Source organism: Shewanella mytili (assembly GCF_046765975.1).
Taxonomy (GTDB): domain Bacteria; phylum Pseudomonadota; class Gammaproteobacteria; order Enterobacterales; family Shewanellaceae; genus Shewanella; species Shewanella mytili.
The window spans coordinates 161,933-178,778 of the sequence record NZ_JBKOUD010000004.1 but is presented as its reverse complement, the minus strand read 5'-3'; the positions used below and the strand labels follow the sequence as shown (position 1 = coordinate 178,778).

Here is a 16,846-nt window from a genome sequence, read left to right as displayed (position 1 = left end):
CGTCAGGCCGCATATTCAGTGGCATATTCTTCTGCCTCAGCCCCGGTTAACAGGGTGCGTTTGGCGGGTTTGTGTGTCAGTCGATTCAGTTGTTTCTCCAGCTTCTGTCCCATTGCGTTGATAGCCGCGTAAAGGTTCTGGTGTTTTGCCTGGGCAAATAACTGGCCATTGTTCAGCTTGATAGAGGTTTCAATTTTAAATAAAGGTCCATCTGTATGAATAATGACGTGGGGGTTAATGAGCTGGACATCGTAACGGTCGAGCTTTTCAAGCCGACTTTCTATGCGGTTACGGATAGCTTCGGTGACGTTAAATTCTTTGCTGGTGATTTTTAGCATATTGTTTAACCCTCTTTCATTCCCGTGGTTTCAGATTACCAATTGCACGCATTCTAAATGTGATAGGTATCAACATTTTTTGCCAATGAAATTTTGCAGAACCAGAAGTTTGAAGCGCTGGGCAAGATTGGCAGATTGTCAGTGAAAAAGCTTGAAACTACCGGGTCAAATCGCCATATTTGAATGAATGGCTACTGCATGTTTTAAGTCTTCGCGTTGTTTCTGCTGGTGAAATTCCAATCGTTCCTTTATTTTCTATTTTCTTTCTTTCGTTAAGCTTTGCTGAATATTGAATGGCTAGCATGGGCGCCATTAACGTTATGGATAATGGGAAATGGAAAAATGACGCAAAAAATAAAAGTATGGGATTTTCCCGTAAGACTGTTTCACTGGCTGACGCTCGTGTGCGTGTGTTTGCTGTGGTGGTCGGCGGAGCAGGGAGAAATGGTTTGGCATCAGTTGTTTGCTTATGTGCTGATGATCAATCTTTTATTGAGAATCGCCTGGGGGCTGGTGGGAAGTCAGCATGCACGGTTTGGCGATTTCGTCACCACGCCGTCAAAGGTGCTGGCTTATTTGCGACAGGGGCATGGCAGTGGCTACCTCGGACATAACCCCGTTGGGGGATACATGGTAATTGCCCTGATGCTATTGTTGCTGCTTCAGTTGCTGAGCGGCATGTTTGCCACGGATGAAATTTTTACGGAAGGCCCTTGGTATTCTTTGGTCAGTGACGAGACGGCACAGTTGTTAACCTGGCTGCACAAGCGCAATTTCAATGTGCTGCAGTTATTGGTAGCGGTGCATGTAGCGGCGGTGCTGTTTTACGAGGTGCGTGGCCATGGCCTCATTGGCAGCATGATTAGCGGCAACAAACGCGTGGTCACCGTGCCGGCAGCACCAGAAGCGGTGTCGATGGGACGTTGGTGGATTTTACTGTTGCTGATTGCCTCCCCCATTGTTTACTGGCTAATCATGCCGTTAATGGGGCGATTTTAAGTTTGCTTGCCCATACCCATAGCGGGTAGTGGGCAGATGTTGGCGGTAGCACCGAGCATTATTGGTGCTACCGCAACAAATCAGTCTTTTTTGTACAGGTCATGGCAGGCTTTACAGCTTTTTCCTGTGGCAGCAAAAGCCTGTTTTATCTGGGATTCATCACCGGACTGGGCTGCCTGCAACAGGGTTTGGGTATTGGCTTGCATGGCGGTGAATTTCGCTGAAAAATCAGCCTGGTTTTTCCAGATGGTGGGCAAGGCGTCAGAGTCCTTGTTGTCTTCACCGGCAATAAAGCCTTCTTGGGGGAGCATGGCCAGCGCCGCCACATTTTTTGCCCGCATCAGCAGTAAATCGTTATCAAAGGCTTTTTTGCCTTTCACCATGGCGCCAATATCCGCGAAGTTATGGGCCATCACCTCAAAGGCTGCTTGACGGTAGTCGATGGCAGCATCCACATCTTTGAAATTGTTGGCCTGGGCGGCGGTAGCGGCCAGTGCAGTACTGCCGAGTATTGCCAGGCATAACGTTTTGATACGCATCTTTCTGTCCTTGGAATAACGTGATTTAGATCGCTATTTTAAGCAGAGTATGCCTTGCGCCGTCAATAGCTATATCGTTACGAGCCGGGGCCGTTGACTCGGCCTTTGGTGGCTTTATTTCACGGTGAGTGCAAGGTATACTGTCATCATGTAATGCTACGTGATGACACTTTGGCCATGCGTCCCCATTGGAATAATGTGCAGCAACTGGTACAGCAACATGCCCAGTCTCAGCAACTGGACTGTTTATTTGAACTGTTATTGACCGAGGATGAGCGCCAAGCCATTGCCGGGAGACTTAAAGTGTTTCAGTTGTTGCTCCAAGGTGAATTGAGCCAGCGGCAGATAGCCGCAGAACACGGCATCAGCATTGCCACCATTACGCGTTGCTCCAATTATTTGAAAAACATGCCGGAGCCTTTACGCAATAAGATAAAACAGCTCATTTTGTAGCCCATAAACAACAAGAGCTCCCTAGGGAGCTCTTGTGTTACATGCGGGCAATGCTTAGTGGCAACCGCAGCCGCCGTGACCGCCGCCACCGCAGCAGCCTTCTTCTTCATGGTGATGACCATGACCGCCACCGCAGCAACCGTCTTCATGCTTATGTTCGCCGCCACAGCAACCGCCTTCATGGTCATGGCCGCCACAGCAACCACCTTCGTGACCGCCGGCATGGAGATGGCCGTGTGCCATTTCTTCAGGCGTGGCTTCGCGTACTTCCATCACTTCCACGGCAAATGTCAGTGACTGACCGGCCAGAGGATGGTTGCCGTCAACTACCACGGAGTTTTCCAGCACTTCGGTCACTTGTACCGGGCGTTGTCCCATTTCAGTTTCAGCAATGAAGCGCATGCCGGGAACGATATCCTGAATATCGCCAAAGGCTTCTAAAGGTACTTCCTGACGCAAACCATCGTGGTAAGGGCCGTAGGCTTCTTCGCAGTCAATGGTAACGTCAATCTTTTCGCCTTGGGCTTTGCCTTCCAGCGCTTTCTCAAGACCAGGGATCAGGTTTCCCATCCCGTGAAGATACATCAGTGGCTCGGCGTCAAAGGAGTTTTCGATGAGTTGACCTTTGGCGTCAGTCAAGCGGTAGTGAATGGTTACCGCACTGTTTTGGGTGATTTGCATATCGCCTCCCGTTAATCGTGTCGGCGCATGATAACGTGGAAATGCAAGGCTGGCGACAATTGTTATTGGCAAATGCCAACTGTTGCACATTGTTTGAACATGAAGTGGTGATTAAGGGACATTATGCGCACCGCAAATCCGTTGCATTGGCGGTCATTGTCTCAGGTTTGTACAGGTTACCTGGGGATACTTTTAATCATTATGTAGTAATTTCACTGGATTATTGAGATTCTTTTAAGTTAATGAGAAATTTGTTGTGAAAGAGTTCAATAAAACCCTTGACAAGTTTGAGACAAAAAAGCGATTCTGTGGAACATACTTATTTACACAATCAATTAACATTAATTACTGTGCCTAAATGATCTTCGTCAATGTTGTGATTACCACCATTATTACAACCACCACCATTACTGGTGCGGGGGCGGGCTGACGCATCTTTTAGGAAGTATAAGAATCAGGCCCGCTCCCACCAGAGCGGGCTTTTTTGTTTGCAGAGGGCTGGTTTACAGGAGAAATACAATGAAGGTGATGAAGTTCGGTGGGACATCTTTGGCAAATTGGCAGCGATTTGACATGGCCGCCGCCATTATTGCAGATTCCGCCAGGGAAGAGAGTGTCGCAACCGTGTTGTCTGCACCTGCTACCGTAACCAATGGCCTGCTGGCAATGGTTGACACTGCCTTGGACAAGGGCGATGTGACGGCCGCCATTGAACAGGTTGAAGGGGTATTTCGCCGTCTGTACGGTGCGGCATTTGCCGAGTTGAATGATGAAGCGGTGCAGGTGGCCTTAAGCCAACTGCTGGATGGCCAGCGCCAATACTGGTCTGAAAAGCTTCAGGGGATCATGTTGCTGGGAGAATGCCCCGACAGTGTTCGGGCGCAGCTGGTGGTGACGGGGGAAAAAATGTCGGCTGCACTCATGGTGCGAGTGCTGGAAGCCAAAGGCGTCAGTGCCGGTTTGTTGGAGCCTACCGCATTGTTTTTGGCTCATGGCACGCCAATGGAATCCACGGTGGATATTCAGGTCAGCAAGCCGCGCTTCAAACTGCTGGGGCTGGATGAAAAACGGGTATGGGTCATGCCGGGATTTACCGCCGCCGATGAACAAGGCCAGGTGGTTACCCTTGGGCGTAACGGCTCGGATTACTCAGCTGCAGTACTGGCGGCATGTCTTGATGCCTCAAGTTGTGAAATCTGGACGGATGTCGATGGCATTTATAATACCGACCCAAGGGTAGTGCCCGATGCCAAACTATTGTCACAGCTCAGTTACCAAGAAGCCATGGAGCTGTCTTATTTCGGTGCCAAGGTGTTGCATCCGCGCACTATCTCTCCCATTGCCCAGTTCCAGATCCCCTGTTATATCAAGAACAGTTTCAACCCCGCGGCACCGGGTACGTTGGTGTCCAGTCATCCTGATCAGACCGGCCTGCAGGTCAAAGCCATTTCCAATCTGGATAACCAGACCATGGTGGATGTTTCCGGCCCCGGCATGAAGGGTATGGTGGGCATGGCATCACGCATTCTGGCATCCATTGCCCGTAGCGGTGTATCGGTCACGCTGATCACCCAAAGCTCCAGTGAGTACGGGATCAGCTTTTGTGTGCCCACCGCTGATGCCAAGCGGGTCAGGCTGGCACTGGAGCAGGAATTTGAGCTGGAACTGAAAAGCGAACTGTTAGAGCCGTTGGTGATGCGCCATCAACTGGCCATTGTGTCACTGATTGGTGATGGCATGCGCACCCACAAAGGGGTGGCGGCCAAGTTTTTCCAGGCGTTGGCCCAGGCCAGCGTTAATATTGTGGCCATTGCCCAAGGGTCATCCGAACGCTCCATTTCAGCAGTCATTGAGCAGCGTAAAACGCCTCATGCCATTAAAGCCTGTCATCAGGGATTTTTTGATGTGCAGCAATATCTGGATGTATTCCTGGTGGGGGCTGGCAATATCGGGGCGGGGTTGCTGGCGCAAATTACCCAGCAAGAGCAAGTACTGCATAAGCAAAACATCAGCATCCGGGTCTGCGGTGTGGCTAACTCCAATGGCATGTTATTACAGGCAGGCGGCATAGATTTGCACCATTGGCAGACATTGCTGGCCCAAAGTGCCGAGCCATTTGATTTGCCAAGATTACTGGCATGGGCCAAAGAACAGCAATTGCTGACACCGGTGTTTGTGGATTGCACCTCTTCCGATGAGATTGCCGCGCAATACCCGCAGGTAATGGCGGCCGGTTTCCATGTGGTGACTCCCAATAAAAAAGCCAACACCCGGGATTTGGCATTTTACCGGCAACTGCGCCAGAGCGCGTTGGCACAACGTCGGCAGTTTTTGTACGAAACCAATGTTGGCGCCGGATTACCGGTTATCGACAACCTGAAAAAACTGATATTTGCAGGCGATAAACTGTTGCATTTCAAAGGCATTTTATCAGGTTCCTTGTCTTACATATTCGGTAAGCTGGAAGAGGGCATGTCACTGTCGGAAGCCACGGCCCATGCCCGGGAAAAATGCTTTACCGAACCGGATCCAAGGGATGATCTCAACGGCATGGATGTGGCGCGCAAAGTGCTTATTTTGGCACGGGAAGCGGGAATGCCGCTGGAGATGCAGGATATTCATGTAGAGCCCGTATTGCCGCCGGCATTTGACAGCGAGGGCGATGTTGCAAGCTTTATGGCGCGGTTGTCTGACGCCGACGCCTGGATGGCAGATAAAGTGTCTGCCGCCAGTGCAGAAGGCAAGGTATTGCGTTATGTCGGGGAAATCACCGCTGACGGTTGCCGGGTGGGCATTCGCGCCGTGGATGAGCTAGACCCCTTGTTTCGGGTAAAAGACGGTGAAAACGCGCTGGCTTTTTATAGCCGTTATTACCAGCCCATCCCCTTTGTGTTGCGTGGCTATGGTGCCGGTACCGAAGTGACCGCCGCCGGGGTGTTTGCCGATTTGTTACGCACGCTTAACTGGACCCGCGAGGTGGATTTATGAGCCAGCCAGCGTCATTAACGGTTTATGCGCCAGCCTCCATGGGCAATGTGGGCGTGGGATTTGATTTGTTGGGTGCGGCGCTGGCACCGGTAGACGGCAGTTTGCTTGGCGATACCGTGACCATCAGCGCGGCAAATCAGGGGGTTCACTTTCAGCAGGTAGGCCCGTGGGCTCACAAGTTACCTGCGGATGCTGAGCAAAACATTGTTTACCAGTGTGCGGCGTTTTTTTTGCAGCGTTTTGCTGTAGAGCAGGGCGTGGCATTAACCCTGAGCAAAAATTTGCCAGTGGGCAGCGGGTTAGGCTCCAGTGCCAGCTCCGTGGTGGCGGCATTGGTTGCCCTGAATGCGTTTTTGGGAAGTCCTTGCAATCAGCAACAGCTATTGGCATTAATGGGCGAGTTTGAAGGGCGCATTAGCGGTGCGGTGCATTATGACAATGTTGCGCCCTGTTATCTTGGCGGCATGCAACTGATGCTGGATTTGCCCCAACGCATTTGTGAGCCCATCCCGGCGTTTACCGACTGGTACTGGGTGGTTGCCTATCCGGGAATTTCCTTGTCTACCGCAAAAATGCGGGAGTTGATGCCCGCACAGTATGACCGGGCGGTTACCATTGATTTCGGGCGCAATCTGAGTGCATTTGTACATGCAAGTTACCGTCAGGATGAAGCGCTGGCACTTGCCGTCTTGAAGGACGTTTTGGCCGAGCCCTACCGGGCGGCAGCCATTCCGGGTTACTTGCAGGCGCGTGCAGCATTGGCTGAATTGGGAATGTTAACCACCGGGATCTCCGGCAGTGGCCCCACACTGTTTTCTGTCTGTCGTGATTTACCTACCGCCGAGCGCGCCCAGCAATGGCTGGCGCAGAACTACCTGACAGAAACCGGTGGCTTTACGCATATCTGCCGCTTGGACAATGAAGGGGCAAGGGTGTTGTCACCTGCACATTACTGATTAAGCACAAGGGCATAACAACATTATGGAACTGTATAATTTAAAACATCCGGCACAACGGGTGTCATTTACCGAAGCATTGAAGTTGGGTTTGGGAATGGACAGAGGGCTGTTTTTCCCCTCTTATATTCCTCGCTTGCAGAATGTGGATGATTTATTGGCGCTGCCGTTTGTTGAGCGCAGCAAACGGGTATTGGGCGCTTGGCTTGCCAGTGAACTTGGGCAGGAAACCGTTGATGCCTTGGTAGAAAAAGCCTTTAACTTTCCGCTGTCTTTGGTGCCTGTGGATGAAAAACGCAGCAGCCTGGAACTGTTTCATGGCCCCACCTTGGCGTTTAAGGATTTCGGGGCACGCTTCATGGCCCAATGCCTCAATACCTTGGGTGGCAAAGCACCGTTAACCATTCTTACGGCTACCTCCGGTGATACCGGTGCCGCTGTGGCGGACGCTTTTTACGGGCTGGACAATGTACGGGTGATGGTGCTGTACCCCAAAGGCAAAATCAGCGAATTGCAGGAGAAAATGTTCACCACCTTGGGGAATAATATTCATACTGTGGCAGTGGCGTCAGATTTTGATGCCTGTCAGGCATTGGTGAAGCAAGCCTTTGAAGATCATGATATTCGCGATGGCTTACGGTTGAATTCTGCCAATTCAATTAATATCAGCCGGTTGCTGGCTCAAATCTGTTACTATTTTGAAGCTGTCGCGCGTTACCGTCAGCAGCATCAGGATGCGCCGGTGATTGCCGTGCCCAGTGGCAACTTTGGCAATCTTACTGCCGGGTTATTGGCTAAAGCCATGGGACTGCCGGTGAAACGCTTTATCGCTGCCACCAACAGTAATGATACGGTGCCCCGTTACTTGGCCTTTGGCGATTGGGCGCCGAAACAGACCATTGCAACCATGTCCAATGCCATGGATGTGGCAGAACCCAGCAACTGGCCACGGGTTGAAGCCATTTTCAAGGAGATGAAATGGCCTTTGACCGAGCTGACCGGCGTGGCGATATCTGAGTCACAAACCCATCAATCGCTGCTGGAACTCCATGGGTTGGGCTACCAGGCTGAGCCCCATGCGGCAATCGCCGCCAGGGCATTAGCGGTGTGCTTGACAGAAAATGAACGTGGCATTTTTCTGGCTACCGCCCATCCTGCCAAGTTCAAGGATGTGGTTGACCGGGAGCTTGGTACGTCACTGGCCTTACCCCCCGCATTGGAACATGTTAAAGAGAAAGAGGTGCTGTCCGTGACCTTGGCGGCAGATTTTGCCGCACTCAAGGCGCATATGTTGTCGGTGCTTGGATAATCTACCGGCACGCCTAGGTAGCCATTGGCTTGATGGCGCAAGGCTTAAGCATCCGGCAAAATGCCGGATGCTTAAGCTGATGATAACGTGCCATCATTACATGCACCGGGGGCCATGGCGGGGCTGACACTCAACGGCTTTGGGATTGCAGCCAAGTTATCTCTTCCGGCCAGATTTCCGGGCGAATGGTTTCCAGGATTAAGGGCATGTTGACCGTGGACGGGTGGGCCATGATGGCGCTGAATGCTGTTTTGCCGATGGTGCCGTATCCCAGTGAGTCATGCCGGTCAACCCTGCTGCCAAAACTGCTTTTGCAATCATTAAGATGCATGCCTTTCAGGTATGGTAACCCGACAATATCATCAAACTCGCCAAACATCCGGTTGACGGCCTCGGTGGTGAGCAGATCATAACCTGCGGCAAACAAGTGGCAGGTATCCAAACAGACACCTACCCGGCTTTTGTCTTCCACTTGATGGATGATTTCAGCCAACTGTTCAAAGCGGTGACCAAGATTGGAGCCCTGTCCTGCAGTGTTTTCCAGCACGGCGCAGACATTTTCAGTGCGCTCCAGTGCCATATTGATGGAGTCGGCAATGTTACGCAAACAGAGGCTTTCACTTATCTCGCGTAAATGGCTTCCAGGGTGGAAATTCAGTAACGTCAATCCCAGTTGCTCGCAGCGTTGCATTTCATCCACAAAAGCCAGGCGTGATTTGTCGAGCATTTGCGGGTCGGGATGGCCAAGATTAATCAAATAACTGTCGTGAGGCAGAATTTGGGCAGGCGTGAAATGATGGGTCATACAATGCTGTTTTAAAGGCGGCAATTTCCGTTTCACTTAACGGTGCTGCCTGCCACCGGCGTTGATTCTTGGTAAACAGCGCAAATGCCGTGGCGCCAATAGCGGCGGCATTGAGTGGTGCCTTGGAGACGCCACCTTGGGCACTTACATGGGCGCCTACCCATCTTTGTTGTGACATTTTGCCCTCATGTCTTGCGATTGTCATGTTACTCTAGTCTACTCAGAGTGGTTACTTAAGGTAAGTTGCAAATACCCAAGCGGCGAATAATGCCGCACATTCGTTACATACAATGGCTGTCGATTCTGTGAATTCGGCCGGGGTGTTAAGCAATTTGTGGCGGGTTTTCCTTGATCTTTGTCATGTATTAAATAAACAACACTCGCTACCATTAAAATTCGCTGGGTTGTTTGCTGCTATTATTGAGCTAGCGCCCCCCAATAAAGGAGAGCCTCTATGCTGTCAAGATTAATGAATGATCACAAGCATATCGCCGTATTGCTCAATTTGCTTAAAGCAAAATATCAAAAACTGTCTGACGGGGAACGGGTTAACTTTTGCCTGGTACGTGATGTAGTGGAATACATGCAAGAGTACGCTGAGCACAGCCATCATCCCGTAGAAGATATCGTGTATGCCTATTATGTGGAAAAATTCGCCAAGGACGAATCGACCAAACGCCTGAGCGAAGAGCACCACAAAGTGGTGGCGGCATCTGCGGCGTTGGCTGCCACACTCAATTTGATCCTTAACGATATTGTGGTGGCCAAGGAGCAATTGGTTCAGGAGTTACGTGATTATGTGACCCTGCAAGAACAGCACATGCTGTATGAAGAAGACTACATTTTCCCTAAATTGCAACGTGAACTGACCGATGACGACTGGGCGCAAATCCAACAGAGTTGTGCACAACAGTTGGTTGAAGATCCGTTGTTCAGCAGCGACGACCAAACATTTGATGAATTGCGCCAGTATATTCAGACCGTAGATCCTGCCTCTGCCGTTAACCTTCAGCACTGATGCTATTGGCCTGCCAGCAACTTGCGAGGCTTCAATTGAATGAAATCGTTGCTGACATCACGCCGGGTAGGTTTACTCGGCGTAGGGGAAAATCATGTACCACTGAGTAAGGATGTCGGTGTAGCGGCGTAGGGTTACAACGCCTGTTTGCACCGTCTGTGTGAGTGGAATATCAAGGAGAATTTTATGACTGCTGCGTTATGAATCGCTCGGCGATTTTGGGCAACATTGGCATGTATGTTATGGATTTATGGAACAATCACTAAAGAAGCATGGAACTGCTGAATCGTTATTTCAATTTCATCTAACCCCTGTGACTTCACCCGTTTATTATTACTAGCCAATCACAATATCATTAACTATTATTAACTAATATGTTTTTGTTGCACATAACTGACAGAAAAATAAAGAATAATTCACAAAAAAATGTCATGAGATTGGCGAGCGCCGGAGATTTGACGTTAATGAAAAACAAGAGCAAAGGGTTCTCGCTCATCGAGGTTATGGTGGCGTTGGTGATCCTGGTGATAGGGCTCATTGGTATCTTCAATCTGCATATTGTGGCCAAACGTGCCAGTTTTGAATCTTTCCAGCAGACCCAGGCCGCCTATCTGGCCAATGACATCCTAAACCGCATGAAACTGAATCGTTCTGTAATCAATGATTATGTTGGTGATTATGGCGTACTGAGCGGGGAGTCGACACCTACTTCTTGCGATGATGCCGCTGTTACTTGTGCTCCTGCGGATATGGCTGCATGGGACATTTATCAGTGGCGCTGGTTGTTTTCCGGCGGTGCAGAGGTTAGCTCAGACAGTGTTAATGTGGGAGGATTAGACTCCACCATGGCGTGTATTGCTGTGGCTGGGAATACCGTTACTGTTGCTGTTGCCTGGAAGGGACTGCAGAAAACAGCCGGAACCTCTGACAAATCCTCCACTTGTGGCGCGACACTAGGGGATAAACGACGCCTTTACGTATTAACAACCATGGTGGAGTAGGGATAGTCGTCATATGAAAATCACCCAACACAACACGGGGTTTTCCTTGGTAGAACTGATGGTGGCATTGGTCATCAGCCTGTTTTTGACCTTGGGCGTGTTTGCCATGTTCAGCATGTCAGCCACTAATGTCACCACTACCGGCCAGTACAACCAATTGCAGGAAAATGGTCGTTTGGCATTGGCCATCATGGCTCCGGATATCGAACAGGTGGCATTTTTTGGGGATATTACCGGAAGTGATTTTGTTGTGGACACAAATACCCGCATTACCGGGAGTGTGAGTGTTGATTGTGTCGGCGGTGGTTTGAATAATGCCACGCTGCCCAATAATCAACCGGCCCATTTTCGTCGTATCTGGGGATATGAAGCCAGTGATAGCGGGCCATCAGTCAGTTGTGTTAACGATGCGATAAAAGGGACTGACGTTATCCAACTGAAACGATTGGTAGGGCCTGCGGGGGCTACCTCGGGTTTCAGGGTCGCCACCACCTCCAGCGAAATCGTGTTTTTTGGAAAAGAGGCTGATCCGGCACTGATTAATGAAAGGGTGTGGGAATACCAGCATCATGTGTATTTCATTCAAGAGTTGAATGATGTCCCCGTTTTAAGCCGCAAAGCCCTGTCTGAAACCGGAATGAACAATGAAGAGCAGTTAGTGGAAGGCATAGAAAATATGCGCATTCTTTACGGTTATGATGATGATGGTGACGATACCGCAGACCGTTTTCTTTCAGCAGATAACGTAACGGACATGATGTGGGACAACCAATTGTTTCAGCGGATTGTAGCGGTAAAAATTTTCCTTTTAGTACGCACCATCGATCAAGATCGTAGCTATACCAATGACATCACTTATCAGTTGGGTGATAAAACCTTGGGTCCGTTTGACGATCATTTCCGTCGCAAGGTGTTGTCTACAACCGTAATGTTGGAAAACCCGGTATTGATTAGGAACTGATATGAAAAGTTTAAAGAAACAATCCGGTATCGTGCTGTTTTTTGCACTCATTTTGCTAATTGTGATGACCGTTATCGGTGTGGCTTTAGCGGTGAATGCCGGGCAATCGCTGCGGATGGCGGGGGCCGGCTCAGAAAGAATAGAGGCCAAAGCCGTTGCTGACGGAGGTTTGGCTGCGGTCATGAATACTTATACACCAGCTGAGTTAAGTACAATGGCACAGCTGCAAGAACGCAGTTTTTTTGGCGGTAAGCAAACACTGACACCACTGCCAATACTGCCAGCAGGTGCCGCCTCTTCTGCTCGGAATGTACCTTGCCAAAGAGTCGCGCCTGCCACGGGTACAGATATGGCGACATGTCGTCGTATTGAGGTGCAAAATCGTGTTTCATATGGCCGTGATGACCTTGGCTCAATCACGGTAACACAAGGTATTGAGCAAGAGTTGCTTAAAGGGAGTGGGTCATGAAACTCAAAAAGGTTTTATGCAGTTTCTTTTTTATGCTGATTGGATTTGCCAGCCAGGGCTGGGGGGATGATACAGACCTTTACTTGCTCCCTCCCCCAAACCAGGGCCGGGCCAAGGTGTTAATCATTTTTGATAACTCTGCATCCATGGATACCATGGAATATGGTGTTCCTGGAAGTTATGACCCCACAGAAGACTATGCGGCTTACAGTTCTTCACATTCGTATCAAGAGCGGATGATTTATTTTACCGTTGGCTCGGGCATGGATGACAGCTCATTACCTGTGCCGGATAGCCCTTCTGAATCCCGTCGTTTTAATGAATTGCTCAACGGTTGTGCCGTGGCTAAAACCTCGCTGGAAAAATACGGACGCTTTACTGGATATATCAGGGAGTATGTCTTTAATGGCACGGGTAAAGGCACTTGGCAACCAATAAAGGAAAACAGTGGTGGAGAGAGAAATAATCCAGTTGATTGTTGGGAGGATATAGAGGCTGCTAACCCGGGTAATAACGGCGTTACTGTTGATGGCGTTACTTACGGCAACGGCTATCCACAAAACAATGTTTCAAGCGGCAAAACCTATCGGCCATATGGTGGCACTGATGCTGATGCGCTGAATAATGCCACCTCGATGGGGTTTAACCAAGGAGAATTAGTCACGCTTTACAGTGATAATTATCTTCGATGGTATACCTTGTACAAAAACGGACAGTTAGATGGCTCTCAGAACCTCAGCCGGCTAGATATTGCCAAGAGTGCAATCTCCGGGGTGATTAGTTCCATGCCATCAGTGGATTTTGGCTTGGCGGTGTTTAATCTGGATTTTCCTTATGAGGGCTATCGCGATGGTGGGAGGATTATCGCGGGAATTCGCCATAGAACAGCGCCTGAAAAGGATTTGTTGCTTGAGACCATTAAACATTTGCCGGCTGAAACCAACACCCCATTGTGTGAAACCCTGTTTGAGGCTTACCGGTATTTCAGTGGTGGCCCGATTACATTTGGGCACAGCGATGATGATTATTTTAGTCACTCAATTTATTACATTAAGAACCAACCCCCCTATGATACAAGCATTGAAAATGGCGGTTACTATGACTCGCCCATGAGTGTCTGCAGTGACATTGCTTATATCATTTATGTGACGGATGGCGTCCCGAGTTTAGATAATCATGCAGATACCAAAATTACAGCATTGACTACCGCTTCGGGAGTGAGTAACGACGGGAATTATGCTCCAGTTAGGTATAAAGATAGCCGTGGCCACGATAAATATAGTTATTTACCTGCACTGGCTAGCTACATGTATCGTAATGATATTTTACCAGACACAGAAAAATTTCAGCGAGTGGTTACCCATACCATTGGGTTTGCATTAGATAAAGATTCTGACGCTGAACCGCTGTTGGTTGAAACGGCTAAACGCGGCAATGGCGAATATCATGCAGCCAATAGCGTGGCTGACTTGCAACAAGCTTTTAGTAATGTGCTGGAGAGTATTACTGAAAAAGGGCAGCGCTTTTCTGCTCCTGGGGTCGCGTTTAGTAACGCAGACCCTACCCGTACATTAGACTCGGCATATTATGCACTGTTTAGCCCCTCCCAAGGACCACGGTGGGCGGGTAACTTGAAAAAATTAAAAGTCAATGCATCCGGTGTACTTGTCGGCGCTAATGGCAAAGCTGCAATTGCCAGTAATGGCGGTATTGCAGATGATACTTGTAGCGTGTGGAGTAATTGTTCTCCTGAACCTGACGGCAATGATGTGCAAGAGGGTGGCGTGGCAAGAACCATAGTGCCGGATAATCGTACAATTTATAGCAATATCGGAACCGGTGGGAAATTAAGCCCTTTATCTAAGAATTCCGCTTCTGCTTTTGCTGGTGGTGATAGCGCGTTATTGGCACATATGAATATGTTTGTGAGATCAGGAGATGAAAGCGCAGCGCTGGAAACGGCTTTTGAATGGATTAAAGGCAAAAATGTCGATAAAGACGAGAATGGCGAATTCACATCTGACGATTTCAGCGGGGTTCGTGGCGACATTATGGGCGACCCTATGCATTCTCAACCACTTGCCATTGATTTTGGCGGTGATGCAAGCAATGTAAGAGTGTTTGTTGGCACCAACCACGGCATGCTGCATGCATTCAAGGATCTGGGTGATAGCGTTGAAGAAAGCTGGGCATTTATGCCTTATGAGTTGTTACGTAATGTTCAGGAGCTAAGGGACAACAGTTATGCCAATGGGCACAGTGTGTATGGTATTGATGGTTCTCCCGTTGCTTATCTTGAGCGCAATACTTCTGGTGTAGTAACCAAAGCCTGGATATTTTTCGGTATGCGTCGTGGCGGTGATGCTTACTATGCATTTGATGTGACATCTCCTGACTCCCCCCAATTGATGTGGCGTATTGATAGTTCCACTGCTGGCTTTACTAATATGGGGCAAACTTGGTCCACGCCTGTTGTGACCAATGTGCTCGGTATCGATGAGCCCGTGGTCATCTTTGGCGGGGGCTATAACCAGGGATATGATGGCGCTACGGGGAGTAATTCAGATGGCCGTAATGTTTATCTTGTCAATGCCAAAACCGGCACACTGGAATACACTTTTGGCGTCGGGGGAAATACCTCTCTTGCCGGAATAGAAAATGGCATTGCAGGCGCGGTTGCCACGTTAGATAGTAATGGTGATGGCATTACCGATAGATTATATGCTGCAGACCTTGGTGGCGATATCTGGCGTATGGATATGCCCTCTAAGGATACTGCCAGTTGGAGCGGGTTTAAATTTGCATCATTGGGTGGACAATTAACTTTATCTGACCGTCGATTCTTTTATAAGCCCATTGTGGCACAGACTATTTTAACGAATGTCACCAGTGTGACAGTGAAAGATGGTGATGGTAACGTCAGTACCACAATGGCATATCAGAATGTGCCGTATGACGCGGTGGCTGTAGGCAGTGGTGACAGGGCAACACCATTGGGTGCTGCAACCGAAGATATGTTTTTTGTATTACAAGACCGTAATGTGGTGAGCAAGACATTTGGCGGGGCGGGAAATGCTTCAGTGCCTACGCCAATAAGCCTGAATAATTTATATGATGTAACACAAGCCGCGCCAGATTCTGATAGTGACAATATCGACTTCGGTGCCAAATTGGGTTGGTACTATCGCTTTAAAACGGTTGGGGAAAAAAGCTTGTCGCCTGCTACGATTATTAAGGGAAAAGCTTATTTTACTTCGTTTATTCCAGCTCAGTCAGTACCAGAAACGCCAGCCAGTTGTTTAATCTCCTCAATTGGACGTCTATACACATTTGATTTGCATAAAGGTGGGCGTTATAGCAAAGAGTTTTTGGACATTTGTGAGGATTGTATTCCGCAGCCGCCCAAGTATGTAACTCCCCCTAAAGATCCTGATGATCCCGATGATTCCGGTAACTCGGATGCTGTATTGATTATTGGTAAAGGTGAATGTGATGAAACCGGGGAGAATTGTTCAGGAACAGTGCCCCTAGATACAGGAATGACCACCAATAAAATTTATTATCATGTAAATGAGTAATGATATATGAGTAATAGACAATGAAAAAAACTGTTGGATTCACCCTGATTGAAGTCATGATAGTGGTGGTGATTATCGGCATCCTAGCTTCAATCGCATATCCATCGTATATCGATTATGTTACCCGTAGCAACCGTGCCGAAGCCCATGCAGCGTTGTTAAAAGTGGCCAATTTGCAGGAGCAGTACTACCTGGACAATCGCACCTATGCAGAAGATATGAAAAAGTTGGGGCTAACGGCAGATCCTTATCTTACGGATAACAAGTTATACAGTGTGGATTCTGTGGGTACCGGCAGTTTTACCATCACGGCGACGCCCCAAGGTGCGCAGGCAACCCGGGATAGCCAATGTAAAACCATTACCCTGACAGACACTGGAGCGAAGGGGCCTTCTGCGGAGTGCTGGAAATGAAAAAATTTCTCGTCATGGCGATATTGTTGAGTGTGGGCAGTGCTCCGGTACTGGCTGCCAAAGTGAGCTATAAATGCCATCTGCTTACCACCATGGGGCAGGAGATAGGGTTCTATCGATGGAAAGAGCAGGATTTCAAAGCCAGACAGGCGGCATTGGTGGCATCAAAACGCACCGATAACAAAGGTAAAACCTACTATGTAAAAGAAGTGAAAGAGTGTGTGGCATTATCCACGCAGTTTCATTCACCTCAAGCCCAAAAGCTGGATGAGCAAACCCTCAGATAATCTTTATTTTCGGGTATGAAAAGGGCGTGGTTTATCCACGCCCTTGCTGTT

The 16,846-nt window shown here is 49.0% G+C and carries 15 protein-coding genes and 1 pseudogene; 12 read left to right on the top strand and 4 right to left on the bottom strand.

The annotated features are described in order from the left end of the window. Positions 1-2: 2 nt before the first annotated feature. Entirely contained in the window at positions 3-338 is a 336-nt protein-coding gene (hpf, locus tag ACIDEJ_RS06390) for a ribosome hibernation-promoting factor, HPF/YfiA family (protein WP_411987244.1), read from the bottom strand. Positions 339-680: 342 nt separating this feature from the next. Between hpf and ACIDEJ_RS06385 the strand changes: the two genes are divergently transcribed. Further along, positions 681-1,337 (top strand): cytochrome b/b6 domain-containing protein, encoded by a 657-nt coding sequence (locus tag ACIDEJ_RS06385; RefSeq protein ID WP_411987243.1) that lies wholly within the window; start codon positions 681-683, stop codon positions 1,335-1,337. Between the two features lie 80 nt (positions 1,338-1,417). Here the strand turns inward: ACIDEJ_RS06385 and ACIDEJ_RS06380 are convergent, their stop codons facing one another. Continuing rightward, positions 1,418-1,876 carry a c-type cytochrome gene (locus ACIDEJ_RS06380; protein ID WP_411987242.1) on the bottom strand — a complete coding sequence of 153 codons (459 nt, stop codon included), beginning with the start codon at positions 1,874-1,876 and terminating at the stop codon, positions 1,418-1,420. A gap of 177 nt (positions 1,877-2,053) precedes the next feature. Between ACIDEJ_RS06380 and trpR the strand changes: the two genes are divergently transcribed. Continuing rightward, positions 2,054-2,329: a trp operon repressor gene (trpR, locus tag ACIDEJ_RS06375; RefSeq protein ID WP_411987308.1), complete on the top strand. Its 276-nt coding sequence runs from the start codon at positions 2,054-2,056 to the stop codon at positions 2,327-2,329. A 54-nt stretch (positions 2,330-2,383) separates the two neighbouring features. Here the strand turns inward: trpR and ACIDEJ_RS06370 are convergent, their stop codons facing one another. Continuing rightward, the gene (locus ACIDEJ_RS06370; RefSeq protein ID WP_411987241.1) at positions 2,384-3,010 is read right to left on the bottom strand and encodes an FKBP-type peptidyl-prolyl cis-trans isomerase; all 627 of its coding nucleotides are present in this window, start codon (positions 3,008-3,010) and stop codon (positions 2,384-2,386) included. A gap of 519 nt (positions 3,011-3,529) precedes the next feature. Here ACIDEJ_RS06370 and thrA point away from each other — a divergent pair. The 3 genes from thrA to thrC are packed head-to-tail and all read left to right on the top strand — an operon-like array spanning position 3,530 to position 8,263. After that, on the top strand, positions 3,530-5,998 hold the full coding sequence (gene thrA, locus ACIDEJ_RS06365) for a bifunctional aspartate kinase/homoserine dehydrogenase I (RefSeq protein ID WP_411987240.1): 2,469 nt from the start codon (positions 3,530-3,532) through the stop codon (positions 5,996-5,998). Beyond that, positions 5,995-6,954, top strand: coding sequence for a homoserine kinase (thrB, locus tag ACIDEJ_RS06360; protein WP_411987239.1), 960 nt, complete (start codon positions 5,995-5,997; stop codon positions 6,952-6,954). The genes thrA and thrB overlap by 4 nt, the downstream gene beginning before the upstream one ends. Before the next feature lie 25 nt (positions 6,955-6,979). Continuing rightward, positions 6,980-8,263, top strand: a complete 1,284-nt coding sequence (gene thrC / locus ACIDEJ_RS06355; RefSeq protein WP_411987238.1) for a threonine synthase — start codon at positions 6,980-6,982, stop codon at positions 8,261-8,263. A 130-nt stretch (positions 8,264-8,393) separates the two neighbouring features. On the opposite strand, the pseudogene nfo reads toward thrC, so the two are convergent. Continuing rightward, positions 8,394-9,246: pseudogene (nfo, locus tag ACIDEJ_RS06350) on the bottom strand (deoxyribonuclease IV). A gap of 276 nt (positions 9,247-9,522) precedes the next feature. Between nfo and ACIDEJ_RS06345 the strand changes: the two are divergent. From ACIDEJ_RS06345 to ACIDEJ_RS06315, 7 genes are all read left to right on the top strand, one after another. Next, positions 9,523-10,086, top strand: coding sequence for a hemerythrin domain-containing protein (locus ACIDEJ_RS06345; protein ID WP_411987237.1), 564 nt, complete (start codon positions 9,523-9,525; stop codon positions 10,084-10,086). A 464-nt stretch (positions 10,087-10,550) separates the two neighbouring features. Then, positions 10,551-11,087, top strand: coding sequence for a type IV pilus modification protein PilV (pilV, locus tag ACIDEJ_RS06340; protein WP_411987236.1), 537 nt, complete (start codon positions 10,551-10,553; stop codon positions 11,085-11,087). Between the two features lie 13 nt (positions 11,088-11,100). Further along, the gene (locus tag ACIDEJ_RS06335) at positions 11,101-12,048 is read left to right on the top strand and encodes a PilW family protein (protein WP_411987235.1); all 948 of its coding nucleotides are present in this window, start codon (positions 11,101-11,103) and stop codon (positions 12,046-12,048) included. Position 12,049: 1 nt separating this feature from the next. After that, positions 12,050-12,517, top strand: a complete 468-nt coding sequence (locus ACIDEJ_RS06330; RefSeq protein ID WP_411987234.1) for a pilus assembly PilX family protein — start codon at positions 12,050-12,052, stop codon at positions 12,515-12,517. Further along, positions 12,514-16,095 (top strand): pilus assembly protein, encoded by a 3,582-nt coding sequence (locus tag ACIDEJ_RS06325; RefSeq protein WP_411987233.1) that lies wholly within the window; start codon positions 12,514-12,516, stop codon positions 16,093-16,095. Before ACIDEJ_RS06330 ends, ACIDEJ_RS06325 begins: the two co-directional genes overlap by 4 nt. 20 nt (positions 16,096-16,115) lie before the next feature. Continuing rightward, positions 16,116-16,508 (top strand): type IV pilin protein, encoded by a 393-nt coding sequence (locus ACIDEJ_RS06320; RefSeq protein WP_411987232.1) that lies wholly within the window; start codon positions 16,116-16,118, stop codon positions 16,506-16,508. Then, on the top strand, positions 16,505-16,795 hold the full coding sequence (locus ACIDEJ_RS06315) for a TapY2 family type IVa secretion system protein (RefSeq protein WP_411987231.1): 291 nt from the start codon (positions 16,505-16,507) through the stop codon (positions 16,793-16,795). Before ACIDEJ_RS06320 ends, ACIDEJ_RS06315 begins: the two co-directional genes overlap by 4 nt. The last annotated feature ends 51 nt before the right edge of the window (positions 16,796-16,846 follow it).

What these genes read in the sequence shown, in the direction of transcription:
- ACIDEJ_RS06330 (WP_411987234.1), top strand. Translation starts at nt 12,050, where the DNA reads ATGAAAAGTTTAAAGAAACAATCCGGTATCGTGCTGTTTTTTGCACTC.
- ACIDEJ_RS06345 (WP_411987237.1), top strand. Translation starts at nt 9,523, where the DNA reads ATGCTGTCAAGATTAATGAATGATCACAAGCATATCGCCGTATTGCTC.
- hpf (WP_411987244.1), bottom strand. Translation starts at nt 338, where the DNA reads ATGCTAAAAATCACCAGCAAAGAATTTAACGTCACCGAAGCTATCCGT.
- trpR (WP_411987308.1), top strand. Translation starts at nt 2,054, where the DNA reads ATGCGTCCCCATTGGAATAATGTGCAGCAACTGGTACAGCAACATGCC.
- ACIDEJ_RS06335 (WP_411987235.1), top strand. Translation starts at nt 11,101, where the DNA reads ATGAAAATCACCCAACACAACACGGGGTTTTCCTTGGTAGAACTGATG.
- thrC (WP_411987238.1), top strand. Translation starts at nt 6,980, where the DNA reads ATGGAACTGTATAATTTAAAACATCCGGCACAACGGGTGTCATTTACC.
- thrB (WP_411987239.1), top strand. Translation starts at nt 5,995, where the DNA reads ATGAGCCAGCCAGCGTCATTAACGGTTTATGCGCCAGCCTCCATGGGC.
- ACIDEJ_RS06325 (WP_411987233.1), top strand. Translation starts at nt 12,514, where the DNA reads ATGAAACTCAAAAAGGTTTTATGCAGTTTCTTTTTTATGCTGATTGGA.
- pilV (WP_411987236.1), top strand. Translation starts at nt 10,551, where the DNA reads ATGAAAAACAAGAGCAAAGGGTTCTCGCTCATCGAGGTTATGGTGGCG.
- ACIDEJ_RS06380 (WP_411987242.1), bottom strand. Translation starts at nt 1,876, where the DNA reads ATGCGTATCAAAACGTTATGCCTGGCAATACTCGGCAGTACTGCACTG.
- ACIDEJ_RS06315 (WP_411987231.1), top strand. Translation starts at nt 16,505, where the DNA reads ATGAAAAAATTTCTCGTCATGGCGATATTGTTGAGTGTGGGCAGTGCT.
- ACIDEJ_RS06385 (WP_411987243.1), top strand. Translation starts at nt 681, where the DNA reads ATGACGCAAAAAATAAAAGTATGGGATTTTCCCGTAAGACTGTTTCAC.
- ACIDEJ_RS06370 (WP_411987241.1), bottom strand. Translation starts at nt 3,010, where the DNA reads ATGCAAATCACCCAAAACAGTGCGGTAACCATTCACTACCGCTTGACT.
- thrA (WP_411987240.1), top strand. Translation starts at nt 3,530, where the DNA reads ATGAAGGTGATGAAGTTCGGTGGGACATCTTTGGCAAATTGGCAGCGA.
- ACIDEJ_RS06320 (WP_411987232.1), top strand. Translation starts at nt 16,116, where the DNA reads ATGAAAAAAACTGTTGGATTCACCCTGATTGAAGTCATGATAGTGGTG.